The sequence below is a fragment of the Pseudomonas sp. NPDC087358 genome (assembly GCF_044900785.1).
Lineage (GTDB): Bacteria > Pseudomonadota > Gammaproteobacteria > Pseudomonadales > Pseudomonadaceae > Aquipseudomonas.
Genome location: NZ_JBJDOA010000007.1, coordinates 45,726 through 60,058 on the forward strand (window position 1 = coordinate 45,726; position 14,333 = coordinate 60,058).

Consider the following 14,333-nt stretch of genomic DNA (forward strand, 5'->3'; position numbering starts at 1 on the left):
GCTTCACTTCGTCCGGCTTCGCTACTACTGTGCTTTCCCGGCTTCAGGAACCTGTCATGAAACGTTCGCCTCATCTACTCGCCATCCAGTCTCACGTGGTCTTCGGCCACGCGGGTAACAGTGCAGCCGTGTTCGCCATGCAGCGTATCGGCATCAATGTCTGGCCGCTGAACACCGTTCAGTTCTCCAACCACACTCAGTATGGACACTGGGCGGGCGAAGTCCTGCCGCCGCAACAGATTCCGGCGTTGGTCGAGGGCATTGCGGCCATTGGCGAGCTGGGCAATTGCGATGCGGTGCTGTCGGGTTACCTGGGCAGTGCGGCGCAGGGCCGGGCGATTCTCACGGCTGTGGCGCAGATCAAGCGCGCCAATCCGCGCGCGTTGTATCTGTGCGATCCGGTGATGGGGCATCCGGAGAAGGGCTGCATCGTGCCGCAGGAGGTCAGTGACTTTCTGCTGGACGAGGCGGCTGCCGTGGCCGACTTCCTGTGCCCGAACCAGTTGGAGCTGGACAGCTTTTCAGGGCGCAAGCCGAACTCGTTGCCTGACTGTCTGGCCATGGCCCGAGCGCTGCTGGCCAGAGGGTCGAAGGCGATTATCGTCAAACACCTGGATTACCCGGGCAAGCCTGCCGACGGTTTCGAAATGCTGTTGGTGACCGAACACCAAAGCTGGCACTTGCGCCGTCCGCTGCTGGCCTTCCCGCGTCAGCCTGTGGGCGTGGGCGACCTGACCTCCGGACTGTTTCTGTCCAGGGTGCTGCTTGGGGACGAGCTGCGCAGTGCTTTCGAGTTCGCGGCATCAGCGGTGCATGAGGTACTCCTGGAAACCCAGGCCTGTGGCAGTTATGAGCTTGAGCTGGTGCGGGCCCAGGACCGGATCGCGCATCCGAGGGTGAGGTTTGAGGCCGTGCGGCTGGACGTCTGACACAGGTCGATGGATGCACGTTGATCCATTGCATCAGCCGGTTGAAGCTGGAATCCGGGCCGGGCACATCCCATATCGACTGATCATGGCCACGCCAAGCGTTTGAACGATCACGGCGTCTGCCCGAAGGGCGTGGGAGGCTGGCTTGCCAACGATCCGCCGTGCACCAGCGGCCAATCCTGCGACTGCGGTGTCCGGGCTTGCTGCCGCTTGGCGCCAGATCGTCAGCAAGCTGGACTCCTACGGCCTGCGGCCAGAATCCAAGGCACAGCTGCAAACACCGTGAGAGGCTTTCATCTGGCCCCGCAGAATGTGCGGGCAATCACTCGAGTTTTGCGGCTCTACAGGTTTTGCACGTATCTGCGGTCAGGCGGCGTGAATCAAACCCCGTCTTCGCGAATTTCACGGTAACGCTTTTCCAGCTCCTGGCGAATCTGGCGGCGTTGCTGGGCCTGCACGTAGCGACGTTTGTCTTCGCTGGTTTCCGGCGTCAGCGGCGGCACGCTGGCCGGTTTGCGCTGATCGTCCACGGCCACCATGGTGAAGAAGCAGCTGTTGGTATGACGGACCGAGCGCTCGCGAATGTTTTCGGTCACCACCTTGATCCCCACTTCCATGGATGTATTGCCGGTGTAATTTACCGACGCCAGGAAGGTCACCAGCTCGCCGACGTGAATCGGCTCTCGAAAAATCACCTGGTCAACCGACAGTGTCACGACATAACGACCAGCGTAACGGCTTGCACAGGCGTAGGCGACTTCGTCGAGGTATTTAAGAAGGGTGCCACCGTGCACGTTGCCAGAAAAATTGGCCATGTCCGGGGTCATCAATACAGTCATCGACAGCTGGGCGTTTCCGGGTTCCATAGCGTGCTCACGGTCAGATTGAATCAAGGGTTGCACCTTGTGTCGGTGCTCAAATAAACAAGGGTCAGCAAAACCGACAATATCGGGACGCCGTTAGCCGGCTCGCCGTCACGCCTGCGGCCCATCTGTTTCCATATATTGCACCGGCTTTATCCTCTTTTGTGTGGTGTTAACCTGCGAAAGCCCCTGGATGGGGTTATTCCCGCGTTCAAGTCAGATTTTTCCGACGCTGTTGGCGGCATTGCGCCCTGCGGCCCCCCCTTTCTTTCAGGCAAGAACGCGCATCTTCACTAGTCGTCACAAGGAGCCGCGCCCATGCATGCCATCAGCTTCATTCAGGATCTGGCAGTCATCATGCTGGTGGCCGGGGTGGTTACGGTGTTGTTCCACCGGCTCAAGCAGCCGGTGGTGCTCGGTTACATCGTCGCCGGGTTCATCATCGGCCCGCACACTCCGCCGTTCGGTCTTATCCACGATGAAGACACGATCAAGATCCTCGCCGAACTGGGCGTAATCTTCCTGATGTTCTGCCTGGGGCTGGAGTTCAGCCTGCGCAAGCTGTTCAAGGTTGGCGCTACAGCGTTTATCGCCGCCTTCCTCGAAATCATGCTGATGATCTGGATCGGCTATGAAATCGGTCAGTTCTTCAGCTGGAGCACCATGGATTCGCTGTTTCTGGGTGCGATCCTGGCCATTTCGTCCACTACCATCATCGTCAAGGCGCTCAATGACCTGAAGATGAAGAATCAGCGCTTCGCTCAGCTGATCTTTGGTGTGCTGATCGTCGAAGACATTCTGGGCATTGGCATCATTGCGCTGCTTTCCGGCATCGCGGTCAGCGGTACGGTGAGCTCGGGCGAAGTCTTTTCCACCGTTGGCAAGCTATCACTGTTCATGATCGTTGCGCTGGTGATCGGCATTTTGCTGGTGCCCCGGCTACTGGCGTATGTGGCGAAGTTCGAAAGCAATGAGATGCTGCTGATCACCGTCCTGGGGCTCTGTTTCGGCTTTTGCCTGTTGGTGGTCAAACTCGAATACAGCATGGTGCTCGGCGCTTTCCTGATCGGCGCGATCATGGCTGAGTCCAGACAGCTGATGAAGATCGAGCACTTGATCGAGCCCATTCGCGACATGTTCAGCGCCATCTTTTTTGTGGCCATCGGTTTGATGATCGACCCGCTGATCCTGCTCGATTACGCCTGGCCGATCGTGGTGATCACGGTGGCGGTGGTGCTCGGGAAAATGCTGTCCTGCGGGGTGGGCGCATTTATCGCCGGCAATGACGGGAAAACCTCACTGCGCGTCGGTATGGGGCTGTCACAGATTGGCGAGTTTTCCTTCATCATCGCAGCGCTGGGCATGACCTTGCAGGTCACCAGCGACTTTCTCTACCCGGTGGCGGTCGCCGTTTCAGCGATCACCACGCTGCTGACCCCCTACCTGATTCGTGCTGCCGACCCGCTTTCTCATTCGCTTGCAGGCATTGTCCCGACGCGCATCGCCCGCGTTTTCGGGATGTACGGGGAATGGCTGCGCAGCATTCAGCCACAGGGGCAGGGCGCATTGCTGGCGTCGATGATCCGCAGGATCCTGCTGCAGGTGGGAGTCAATCTGGCGCTGGTGGTCGCGATCTTTTTTGCTGGGGCTTACTTTGCTGAACGCATTGGCGATTATTTCAGCGACTGGGTCAGCGAGGTCGGTCAGCAAAAGGCCTGGATCTGGGGCGCCTCGTTGCTGCTATCGTTGCCGTTCCTGATCGCGGCGTATCGCAAGCTCAAGGCGCTGTCGATGCTGCTCGCGGAGATGAGCGTCAAGCCGCAAATGGCGGGGCGACATACCGCCCGCGTGCGCAGGGTGATCGCCGAAGTGATCCCGTTGTTGGCACTGGTGGTGATTTTCCTGCTGATCGCACTGCTGTCGGCAAGCATGTTGCCGACCCGCGAGTGGTTGCTGCTGATCGTGCTGGTCGCGGCGGTGGTGGCTGCGGTGCTCTGGCGCTGGTTCATACGCGTGCACACGCGCATGCAGATCGCGCTACTGGAAACGCTGGGCAATCATCAGGAGCCTTCGGAGCATTGATTACCGAAGGCCGCCCCATGCGCGCGGTGCGGTTTCAGCTTTCGAGCCAGACGTCCCGCGCCCAGTGCCAGACCGATTCCCAGCTTTCTTCGGTGACGATTTCTTCTTCGCCGGACCACAGCACGACAGTGCCGTCTTCCTCGACGCAGTAATAATCTTCGCCATCCTGGCAAATCGGAATCAATTCACGCGGCACGCCGATGTCCCAGGCGGTAGCAGCCACCTCAGGCATATAGGTGTGCGAACCGGGATCGGTGACCGTGACCGGCTCCAGACTCCCGTAGACCACGTCGCTGACGGTCAGCAGAAACTCTTTGAAAACGAATGGGATGTTGATGAACAGCTGCTCTTCGATTTCGACAAGCTGATCTTCGTCCGGCAGTTCAAGCGGGACGGGAACGGGCTCATTGGCTTCACGGAGTTGTTCGATGACTTCTTCCACGACGTGGATCCTCTAACGAATTTGCGCGGGTTATACAGTAGCTTAAAGACATCGCCAAATTAACGTTGGTACACCAAAAAAACAAAACCCCGAAACAGGTTCGGGGTTTTGATCAACGCAGCGGCGAAGAGGTTCAGCCGTTCTGGCGAATACCTGCCACCAGCCATGGCTGGTTCTCGCCCGGGGCGCGTTCCATGTTCCAGCTTTCGCTGAAGATTTCGCCTTGATCGAAGCGCGAGGTTTTCGACACACCAGCGAAGGTCAGGGTCGCGATGGTCTTGTCGGCGCGATCATCCAGGCCGTCCAGTTGCACGGTCAGGTTGTCGATGTAAGTCGACTGGAAGCCTTCGCCCAGATCCGCACGTTCCTTTTTCAGGAACTGCAGCATTTGCGGGGTCACGAACTCGGCGATCTTGTCCATCTCGTTCGCGTCCCAGTGCTGCTGCAGCGACTGGAAATGGTTGCGGGCGGCGTCCAGGAAGCGCTCTTCGTTGAACCAGGCCGGTGCGTTGATCACCGGCCGTGCGGTCGCAGCAGGCGAGCCACCGAACATCGAGTTGCTCTGTACTGGCTGCTCGATGGTCTCACGCTGAAACGGAGCGCCGGCGGGTGCCATGTGTGGCTGCTGCTTGCGTCGACGTGCCGCGATGAAGCGGAAGATCACGAAAGCGATGACCGCCATGATCAGGATGTCGAAGAATTGCATGCCCTGGAAGCCGCCACCCATGAACATGGAGGCCAGCAGGCCACCGGCAGCGATACCAGCCAATGGACCCAACCAGCGCGAAGCACCGCCTGCAGCAGGCGCAGGACGGCCAGCGGCGTTAGGGGCAGCAGCAGGGGCAGAAGGGGCTGTCTGACGCGCCTGGTGACTTGGCGCGGAGCCAAAGCTCTTGCCACCACCGAAGCGCGCGGCGTTGGCGTCCAGGCTCATGGTGAGCCCGATGACCAGCGCCAAAGCGATGCTTAGAAAACGTTGCATATTGGGAATTCCCGTTTGTGGATTGCACGCGCGCCATGTTGCACAGGACAAATGTGTCTGACCAGCAACCATATGTTTCCGGCTTTTGCGTGGATCTTCAGAGCGCCTGTATTACTTGGGTTGTAGGCTTGTGAAGAAAGTTCTGTAGGAAAGATGGGGGGTGGGATGTGGGAATGCAAGTGCTGCATCTGTAGCGATCTTGTAGGAGTGAGCTTGCTCGCGATTGCAGTGTGTCAATCACCGTTGCAATATCTGAGAGGTCCGATCGCGAGCAAGCTCACTCGTACAGGGTTGGTGCGGTGTCAAATCCTGATCAAACCGGCTCCAGCTTCGCGTACCCCAGCATCAGCCATTTGCTCCCTTCAGCGAAGTTCACCTGCACCCGTGCCTGGGCGCCTGCGCCTTCAAAGTTGAGGATCACACCCTCGCCGAAGACCGCATGTTGCACGTGCTGACCCAGAGAAAACTGGCTCTGCGGAATGCTCTCGCCGTCGAACAGGCGGCTCGGCGCCATGGTCTTGGACCCGCCGAAAGGCCGGGTCACGCTATTGGATAGACGCACTTCCTGAATCAGATTGGGTGGAACCTCGCGTACGAAGCGCGAAACCTTGTTGTAGGTCTCGCTACCGTACAAGCGTCGGGTTTCAGCGTAGGTCAGCACCAGATGCTGCATCGCACGGGTAATGCCGACGTACGCCAGGCGCCGCTCTTCTTCCAGGCGGCCAGGCTCTTCCAGACTCATCTTGTGCGGAAACAGCCCTTCTTCCATGCCGACCAGGAACACATACGGGAATTCCAGGCCCTTGGCGCTGTGCAGCGTCATCAGCTGGATGCTGTCTTCGTGCTCGTCGGCTTGGGTGTCGCCCGCTTCCAGTGACGCATGACCGAGAAACGCAGCCAGCGGGGTCAGGTCTTCCTCGTCTTCGCTGTTTTCGAAGGCGCGGGCGGCGCTGACCAGTTCTTCAAGGTTTTCTACCCGAGCCTGGCCTTTCTCGCCTTTTTCTTCCTTGTGGTAGGTGATCAGCCCCGATTGCTCGATCACGGTCTGCGTCATCAGATGCAGTGGCATCTCCATGACTTTGGCCGAGAGATTTTCGATCAGCTCTATAAAGGCACCCAGAGCGCCAGCGGCGCGACCGGCCAGGCCTTTGTTGGCGACCAGCAGGCGCATGGCTTCCCACATCGAAACATCGGCGTGACGCGCATGCTCACGGATCGCCTCGACGGTTTTTTCGCCGATGCCCCGCGGCGGCACGTTGATCACCCGCTCCAGTGCCGAGTCGTTGCCACGGCCGTCGAGCAGGCGCAGGTAGGCCATGGCGTTCTTGATTTCGGCGCGTTCGAAAAAGCGCTGACCGCCATAAATGCGGTACGGAATGCGTTCGCGCAGCAAGGCTTCTTCCAGCACCCGCGACTGGGCGTTGGAGCGATAGAGAATGGCGATGTCACTGCGCGACATGCCGGTCTTGATCGCGCTTTCGATGGTTTCGACCACGTAGCGCGCTTCGTCGTGCTCGTTGAAGGCGGCGTACAGACTGATCAGCTCGCCATCGCCGACATCGGTCCACAGCTCTTTGCCCAGCCGCCCGCTGTTGTTGACGATCAGGCCGTTTGCCGCCTTGAGGATGCTGGCGGTGGAGCGGTAGTTCTGCTCCAGGCGAATGGTTTCGGTATCCGGGAAGTCATCGGAGTACTGATGGATGTTTTCGATCTTGGCGCCGCGCCAGCCGTAAATCGACTGGTCGTCGTCGCCCACCACCATCAGGCTGTCGCCACCTTTGGCCAACAGACGCAACCAGGCGTACTGCACGGCGTTAGTGTCCTGGAACTCGTCCACCAGCACGTGGCGGAAGCGACGCTGATAGTGCTCCAGCAGGCCTTTGTTGTCGCGCCAGAGGTCCAGGGCTCGCAGCAGCAGCTCCGAGAAGTCGATGACGCTGGCCCGCTGGCACGCGGCTTCGTAGGCTTCGTAGATCGCCTTCATGGTGCCGAGGAACATGTCGCCTGAGGCCTGGATGTGCTTGGGACGAAGACCTTCGTCCTTCTGTCCGTTGATGAACCACTGGGCCTGACGCGCTGGCCACTTCTGTTCATCGAGCCCCATCTCGCGGATCACCCGTTTGACCAGGCGCTGCTGATCATCGCTGTCGAGGATCTGGAAGTTCTGGTTGAGGCCCGCCTCCTGCCAGTGCGCCCGCAGCAAGCGGTGCGCCAGGCCGTGGAAGGTGCCGACCCACATGCCCGCCGGGTTGATACCCATCAACTGCTCGATGCGGTGGCGCATCTCGGCGGCGGCCTTGTTGGTGAAGGTCACCGACAGGATCGAGTGTGGCGAGGCGTTCTCGACCTGGATCAGCCAGGCGATACGGTGCACAAGCACACGGGTTTTACCGGAACCAGCGCCGGCCAGAACCAACTGACGACCCACGGAGGCGGCTACGGCCTGGCGTTGGGCATCGTTGAGGGAATTAAGCAGAAGGGAGAGATCATCGCGCATCGGCGCATTCTAGGGTGCCGGGGGATAGTGGGCAAACTCTAACGCTGGTCGGTCGTGAATATGAGCTGACGCTTCGCGCCAGATCGTCGGCAAGCCGGCCTCCCACGCCCTGCGGGCAGACGCGATCAACATCTGTTGCAACGCATGCTTTTGATTCTGGCCGAAGGCCGTGGGAGCCGCCGGGGTGGCGCTCCACCTTGCCAGCGATCTGCCGGGCACCGGCAGTAGAATCAGACGGCGCGGTGAGTCAGGTGCACAGCGCTCACAGGTTTTGCTGACGCTTCGCGCCAGATCGCCGGCAAGCCGGCCTCCCACGCCCTGCGGGCAGAAGCGATCGACACCTTTCGTCCTGGGGGCAGAAGCGATCAACATCTTTCGCCCTGCGGGCAGAAGTGATCGGCATCTGTCGCCCTCGGGCAGAATCAAAGGCCACGACCGTCCGTGCAAATTTAATTTCTGACTGTTTGGTCTCTCTGGCGGCTTGTGTATGCTCCGCTGACGTTCAAGGCTCACTAATTATAAGAACCGCCATGACCTCCAGCTCCGAAGCCCCGGCAGACTCTGTGGCGACACGCCGTGTCATCCGCAAGCAGTTCGCCACCCAGCTTGCAGTCGAGCGCACACGCCTTCTTTATCAGGGGTCGCTGCTGCCGACCCTGTTCATGTTGCTCAATGGTTTGCTTTGCGCCTGGCTGCTCTGGAGCCCGGAGCGTTACGTGATGGTTGGCATCTGGGTCGGCTGGCTGACGGCGCTGGTGTGTCTGCGGGTACTGCAGGTGGCTGCATTTCGTGCAGCGACGCCTGAGCGACAGGCGCAACCGGTGTGGAAGCGTATGTTTCTGGCGGGCGCCTGCGTCAGCGGCTTTACCCTGTCAAGCGCCGCTCTGGTGCTAGTGCCGGTGCAAAGCTTTGTCCAGCAGGCTTGGGTCTTCGGCCTGATCGGTGCTGCCACGTTGTCCGCCAGTGTGGCGTATGCAGCGAGTATTCCAGCCTTCCTCACCTTCACCGTGCCCTGCCTGCTGCCGCCGATCGTTTATCTGTTCTGGGGCGGCGATGTGCCGTTGCGCGGGTGGGGCTGGCTCGGGCTGATCTTGCTGCTGGCATTGATCGTGGTGGCGGCGCAGGTCAACCGGCTCATCGAGCGGGGCCTGACCCGACGTTTCCAGAATCAGGCGCTGATCGAGCATCTGCAGCAGGCACAGGCCACCAGCGACCAGCTCAATCGTGAACTGGCGCGCCAGTACGAAGAGCGCACCCGCTACCTGTCGCACTATGATGAATTGACCGGGCTGGCCAATCGGTCGCTGTTCAGCGAGCGGCTGCGCGAAGCCAATCAGCGAGTGCGCCAGGGTGGTCGCAACCTGGCATTGCTGCACATCAACCTGGATCGCTTCAAGCTGCTCAACGACAGCCTGGGGCATGAAGTGGCCGACCTGCTGCTGCGTCAGGTCGGGCGTCGTGTGAGCACCGAGCTGGCGGAGGCTGATACGGTCGCACGGCTGTCGGCCGATGAGTTTGCGGTGCTGTTCGACAGCTACGGCAATCTGACCACGCTGGCGCGAGTGACTACCCGATTGCTTGCCAAGCTGCGTTCGCCCATTTGCGTTTCAGGCCACGATCTGGTGGTCAGTGCTTCGATCGGCATCGCCTTGCTGCCGGACTCGGCCAGGGATATCGCCGCGCTGGTGAGCCAGGCGAATATGGCCATGCAGCATGCCAAGCATCTGGGGGGTAACAATTTCCAGTTCTACACCGATAGCCTGCAAGCCCGGACGCTGGAACGTTTGCAGCTGGAAATTCAACTGCGCCGGGCGATTGAGGAAGGGCAGCTGGAGGTGTTCTATCAACCGAAACTGCACCTGGCCAGCGGCCGACTGAATTCGGCCGAAGCCCTTGTGCGTTGGCGGCATCCGGTGCGCGGCATGGTGCCGCCCGGTGAGTTCATCGGCCTGGCAGAAGAAACCGGGCTGATTGCCGATATCGGCGAGTTCGTCCTGCGCCGCGCCTGCAAGCAGGCTCGGGAGTGGCAACGCGCCGGGCTCTTGCCGATTCGGGTGTCGGTCAACCTGTCTGTGCACCAGTTGCGCCAAGGCAAACTGGTCAGTCTGGTGCGTCAGGTCCTGGATGAGACCGGCCTGATGCCGGAATACCTGGAGCTTGAACTGACCGAAAGCCAGTTGCTCGACAGCGTCGAGCACATCATCAGCACCTTCAAGCAATTGCGCGAGCTGGGCGTAAAGCTGGCCATCGACGATTTTGGTACCGGTTATTCCTCATTGAGTTACCTCAAGCGGTTTCCGGTGGATTACGTGAAGATCGATCAGGCCTTCATTCGCGGTTTGAACGAAGGCACCGAAGATGCGGCGATTACCCGAGCGATCATCGCCATGGCGCACAGCCTGGAATTGAAGGTGGTCGCCGAGGGGGTCGAAAATTGCCAGCAACTGGAGTTCCTGAGAGCGCATGCCTGCGATGAGGTACAAGGCTACTTGATCAGTCGACCGGTGGAGGCAAGTGCGATGGGCGATGTCCTGCGCGATTGTGAAGGCGTTGCCTGGAGTCATGTGTGAAAAGTCCTACACTGCATCACGACCGGACGTTCAGGCGTCGTCGGTTGCCAACTGCAAGCTCGTTTAGCTGTGCGGCTTGCAGGTCATGTAGTATAACTACAAGAAAGCTACAGCCCGACCCATCCTTCACTTGAGTCCTGTCCTTTGAATCTGTTGCAGCACATCGCCCAGTCCCGCCATCTCTTGCGTAAGTCAGAGCTCAAGGTAGCCGACCATGTGCTGCTTGATCCGGCGGCCGTGATGCACAGCTCCATGGCCGATCTGGCCCACAGCGTTGGCATCAGCGAGCCCACCATCGTGCGTTTCTGCCGTGCCATCGGCTGCACCGGGTTTCAGGATCTCAAGCTCAAACTGGCGCAGAGCCTGGCCGCTGGTGCCAGTTTCGGGCAGTTCGCGATTCACGAGGACGACTCGGTCGCCGACTACAGCCTGAAGATTTTCGACACCACGCTGCATACGCTGATGGAAGTGCGCGAAAAGCTCGACCCTCATGCCTTGCAAGCTGCCGTGACGGTCATGGCCGCGGCGCATCGGGTGGAGTTCTACGGCTTTGGCGCTTCGGGCGCAGTGGCCGCAGATGCGCAGCACAAGTTTTTCCGCCTGTTGCTGACTGCCGCGTCGTATTCCGATCCGCACATGCAGGCGATGTCGGCGGTGACCCTCAAACCAACCGATGTGGCGGTGTGCATCTCGCAATCGGGGCGCTCCAAGGATCTGCTGATCACTGCGAACCTGGTGCGTGAAAGCGGCGCCAACCTGATTACGCTGTGCCCAAGCCAGACACCTTTGGCCGAGCTGTCCACGGTCAATCTGGCGATCGACGTCCATGAAGACACCGAGATCTACACTCCGCTGACCTCGCGCATTGCGCATCTGGTGGTGATTGACGTGCTGGCGATGGGCGTGGCGATGGCCCGCGGACCGAGCCTGGTCAACCACCTCAAGAGCGTGAAACGCAGCCTGCGCAGTCTGCGTCTGTCGCCCAAGTCGATCAAATCGGCTGAGGATTGATCTCACCCCTGTAGGAGTGAGCTTGCTCGCGATGGCGATTTTTCTGCACCGCATGCGTTGATTGACACCCCGCAATCGCGAGCAAGCTTACCCCTACAGTTGATCTGTCTGTGCAACCTTCACCAACCTGTAACGCTACCGCCGCTTGATCGTCACGCCTGACGGCCACTCTGTACCTCCCGCACACGCCATGGGAGACAGGACATGCCTCGGCACTACGATGACTCGCAGCAGCACAGCGCCTCCAGCGCCAAGACCCGCCGTCAGCAGGAAGACCAGCGTCGCATGACGTTTCGGCGGGCAATCGAAAGCTATTCCGAAGAACGCCGCCTGAATCAGGAACTCTCAGACTATCTGGACGCAGCGTCAGCCAATTTCTGGCAGAGCGCTAGCGCTGCGCAAGGCGGCCGTCAAAGCGCGCGACCAACTCGCTGATCTGGGCCCGCTCGGTGCGGATGAACGCCAGGAAGGCATGAGCCACCGGCGACAGGCGCTTATCCCGAGCCTGCACCACGCACCAGCTGCGATACAGTGGCAACTCGGCCACGGGCAGCTCCTTGAGCATGCCGGTGGCCAGTTCCAGACTCAGCGCGTGCCGGGTCAATAACGCCACGCCGAGACCGGCGACCACGCATTCGCGTTGCGCTTCGGCCGATGACACTTCCAGCGAGTGCTCGAAGTGGATGCGCTTCTCCTTGAAATACTCCTCGCAAGCCTTGCGCGTCCCCGATCCCGGCTCACGAACCACCAGGGTCGAGCCTTCCAGGTCTTTGAGCGTCGGGTTAGGCAGCAGACACAACGGATGGTCTGGCCGCGCCACCGCCACAATCGGGTTGTTCAGGAACGGCAGGAACTCAAGCCCCATGTCCTGCGGCACCATCGACATCACCACCAGATCGTCGCGGTTATCCGACAGTCGCCGAATCACCTGGGCGCGATTGACCACCGTCAGATTCAACATGACCTCGGGGTATTGGCGTTTAAACGCGGCGAACAGATGAGGAACGAAGTACTTCGCGCTGGATTCGATGGCGAGTTTCAGCTGCCCTTGCAGCGAGCCTTGCATGTCGGAGAGCTGCATATCGAGGTTTTCCAGCCGGCCGAAGATGTCGCGGCTGGCCAGCTGCAAGGCTTCGGCTGCCTCGGTCAGGTAGAGCTTTTTGCCGACATATTCGAAAAGCGGCTGCCCGATCAGCTCTTCCAACTGACGAATCTGCAAGCTGACCGCCGGTTGAGTGAGGGACATTTCCTCGGCCGCGCGGCTGTAGGACCGTAGATCACAGACCTCATTGAAAATTCGCAACTGACGCAATGTCATACGCATCAATGACTTACGCAATTTTTTAGCGCTCCGAATATCGCCCAAGGCATGACTATAAGGTTTTACTTATGTTTAACCCAATTTTTACTCATTTTTGTTAATTGATCATTCGTCATAGGGTGACCCATCGCTGCGAAGCAACATGCAGTAACGCAATGTCGCGACGTTCCGGCCGGGTCTCCGGTCGGTCTGCTCATCGGTCGAGGAAATGCCAGTGATAAAAAAAATCCTGATCGCCAACCGTGGAGAAATCGCTGTCCGTATCGTGCGCGCTTGCGCCGAGATGGGCATCCGCTCGGTGGCGATCTATTCCGACGCGGACCGCCATGCGCTCCATGTAAAGCGTGCGGACGAAGCGTATGGCATTGGTTCCGAACCGCTGGAGGGTTACCTGAACCCACGCAAACTGGTGAATCTGGCCGTAGAGACCGGTTGCGATGCGTTGCACCCCGGCTATGGCTTTCTGTCGGAAAACGCCGAACTGGCCGACATCTGCGCCGAACGTGGGATCAAGTTCATCGGTCCGTCCGCTGAAGTGATCCGCCGCATGGGCGACAAGACCGAGGCGCGCCGCAGCATGATCAAGGCTGGCGTGCCTGTTACGCCAGGCACTGAAGGCAACGTGGCCGATATCGCTGAAGCCCTGGTTGAAGGCGAGCGTATCGGTTACCCGGTGATGCTCAAGGCTACTTCCGGCGGTGGCGGGCGCGGCATCCGTCGCTGCAACAGTCGCGAGGAGCTTGAGCAGGCGTTTCCCCGGGTCATTTCCGAGGCCACCAAGGCGTTCGGCAAGGCTGAAGTGTTCCTGGAAAAATGCATCGTCAATCCCAAGCACATCGAGGCGCAGATCCTCGGTGACAGCTTCGGCAACGTCGTGCATCTGTTCGAGCGTGACTGTTCGATCCAGCGCCGCAACCAGAAGCTCATCGAAATCGCGCCAAGCCCTCAGCTGACCCCGGAACAGCGCGCCTACATCGGCGACCTGTCGGTGCGTGCGGCCAAGGCGGTGGGTTACGAGAACGCCGGTACCGTGGAGTTCCTGCTCGCCGAGGGCGAGGTGTACTTCATGGAAATGAACACCCGGGTTCAGGTCGAGCACACCATCACCGAAGAAATCACCGGTATCGACATCGTCCGCGAGCAGATTCGCATCGCTTCGGGCCTGCCGCTTTCGGTCAAGCAGGAAGACATCATCCACCGAGGTTTCGCGTTGCAGTTTCGCATCAACGCCGAAGACCCGAAGAACAACTTCCTGCCCAGCTTCGGCAAGATCACTCGCTACTACGCGCCCGGCGGGCCTGGCGTGCGTACCGACACGGCGATCTACACCGGCTACACCATTCCGCCGTTCTACGATTCGATGTGCCTGAAGCTGATTGTCTGGGCGCTGACCTGGGAAGAGGCGATGGACCGTGGCCTGCGCGCGCTGGACGACATGCGCCTGCAAGGGGTGAAGACCACCGCCGCCTATTACCAGGAAATCCTGCGCAACCCGGAATTCCGCAGCGGCCAGTTCAATACCAGCTTCGTTGAAAGCCACCCGGAACTGACCAACTACTCGATCAAGCGCAAACCCGAAGAGCTGGCTCTGGCCATCGCCGCCGCCATTGCCGCCCACGCAGGCCTGTGAGGAACA

11 protein-coding genes are annotated in these 14,333 nt (G+C 59.9%); 6 read left to right on the forward strand and 5 right to left on the reverse strand.

From position 1 onward, the window contains the following. The first annotated feature begins 56 nt into the window (after window positions 1-56). Window positions 57-929, forward strand: coding sequence for a pyridoxal kinase PdxY (gene pdxY / locus ACI2KS_RS17335; protein ID WP_404622222.1), 873 nt, complete (start codon window positions 57-59; stop codon window positions 927-929). Window positions 930-1,309: 380 nt separating this feature from the next. Here pdxY and ACI2KS_RS17340 read toward each other — a convergent pair whose 3' ends face one another. After that, complete coding sequence (locus tag ACI2KS_RS17340; protein WP_404622223.1) at window positions 1,310-1,795, reverse strand: acyl-CoA thioesterase; 486 nt, start codon at window positions 1,793-1,795, stop codon at window positions 1,310-1,312. 315 nt (window positions 1,796-2,110) lie between these two features. Between ACI2KS_RS17340 and ACI2KS_RS17345 the strand changes: the two genes are divergently transcribed. Continuing rightward, window positions 2,111-3,874, forward strand: a complete 1,764-nt coding sequence (locus ACI2KS_RS17345) for a cation:proton antiporter (protein WP_404622224.1) — start codon at window positions 2,111-2,113, stop codon at window positions 3,872-3,874. 34 nt (window positions 3,875-3,908) lie between these two features. Here the strand turns inward: ACI2KS_RS17345 and ACI2KS_RS17350 are convergent, their stop codons facing one another. The 3 genes from ACI2KS_RS17350 to uvrD form a co-directional block, all read right to left on the reverse strand. Continuing rightward, window positions 3,909-4,316: an SMI1/KNR4 family protein gene (locus tag ACI2KS_RS17350; RefSeq protein ID WP_404622225.1), complete on the reverse strand. Its 408-nt coding sequence runs from the start codon at window positions 4,314-4,316 to the stop codon at window positions 3,909-3,911. A 133-nt stretch (window positions 4,317-4,449) separates the two neighbouring features. After that, entirely contained in the window at window positions 4,450-5,298 is an 849-nt protein-coding gene (locus ACI2KS_RS17355; protein WP_404622226.1) for a Tim44 domain-containing protein, read from the reverse strand. Window positions 5,299-5,611: 313 nt separating this feature from the next. Continuing rightward, entirely contained in the window at window positions 5,612-7,795 is a 2,184-nt protein-coding gene (uvrD, locus tag ACI2KS_RS17360; RefSeq protein WP_404622227.1) for a DNA helicase II, read from the reverse strand. Between the two features lie 719 nt (window positions 7,796-8,514). Here uvrD and ACI2KS_RS17365 point away from each other — a divergent pair. The 3 genes from ACI2KS_RS17365 (at window position 8,515) to ACI2KS_RS17375 (ending at window position 11,811) form a co-directional block, all read left to right on the forward strand. Next, window positions 8,515-10,365: a putative bifunctional diguanylate cyclase/phosphodiesterase gene (locus ACI2KS_RS17365; protein ID WP_404622498.1), complete on the forward strand. Its 1,851-nt coding sequence runs from the start codon at window positions 8,515-8,517 to the stop codon at window positions 10,363-10,365. A 144-nt stretch (window positions 10,366-10,509) separates the two neighbouring features. Beyond that, window positions 10,510-11,376 (forward strand): transcriptional regulator HexR, encoded by an 867-nt coding sequence (gene hexR, locus ACI2KS_RS17370; RefSeq protein ID WP_074754821.1) that lies wholly within the window; start codon window positions 10,510-10,512, stop codon window positions 11,374-11,376. 204 nt (window positions 11,377-11,580) lie between these two features. Next, window positions 11,581-11,811: a PA3496 family putative envelope integrity protein gene (locus tag ACI2KS_RS17375; RefSeq protein ID WP_404622228.1), complete on the forward strand. Its 231-nt coding sequence runs from the start codon at window positions 11,581-11,583 to the stop codon at window positions 11,809-11,811. Here ACI2KS_RS17375 and ACI2KS_RS17380 read toward each other — a convergent pair. Then, window positions 11,765-12,715, reverse strand: a complete 951-nt coding sequence (locus ACI2KS_RS17380) for a LysR family transcriptional regulator (protein ID WP_404622229.1) — start codon at window positions 12,713-12,715, stop codon at window positions 11,765-11,767. The genes ACI2KS_RS17375 and ACI2KS_RS17380 overlap by 47 nt on opposite strands. A 196-nt stretch (window positions 12,716-12,911) precedes the next feature. Here ACI2KS_RS17380 and ACI2KS_RS17385 point away from each other — a divergent pair, with 196 nt between their 5' ends. Then, window positions 12,912-14,327, forward strand: coding sequence for an acetyl-CoA carboxylase biotin carboxylase subunit (locus tag ACI2KS_RS17385; protein ID WP_404622230.1), 1,416 nt, complete (start codon window positions 12,912-12,914; stop codon window positions 14,325-14,327). Window positions 14,328-14,333: the final 6 nt, after the last annotated feature.

Coding starts and splice junctions, on each gene's coding strand:
- ACI2KS_RS17345 (WP_404622224.1), top strand. CDS start 2,111: ATGCATGCCATCAGCTTCATTCAGGATCTGGCAGTCATCATGCTGGTG.
- pdxY (WP_404622222.1), top strand. CDS start 57: ATGAAACGTTCGCCTCATCTACTCGCCATCCAGTCTCACGTGGTCTTC.
- ACI2KS_RS17340 (WP_404622223.1), bottom strand. CDS start 1,795: ATGGAACCCGGAAACGCCCAGCTGTCGATGACTGTATTGATGACCCCG.
- uvrD (WP_404622227.1), bottom strand. CDS start 7,795: ATGCGCGATGATCTCTCCCTTCTGCTTAATTCCCTCAACGATGCCCAA.
- ACI2KS_RS17355 (WP_404622226.1), bottom strand. CDS start 5,298: ATGCAACGTTTTCTAAGCATCGCTTTGGCGCTGGTCATCGGGCTCACC.
- ACI2KS_RS17375 (WP_404622228.1), top strand. CDS start 11,581: ATGCCTCGGCACTACGATGACTCGCAGCAGCACAGCGCCTCCAGCGCC.
- ACI2KS_RS17365 (WP_404622498.1), top strand. CDS start 8,515: ATGGTTGGCATCTGGGTCGGCTGGCTGACGGCGCTGGTGTGTCTGCGG.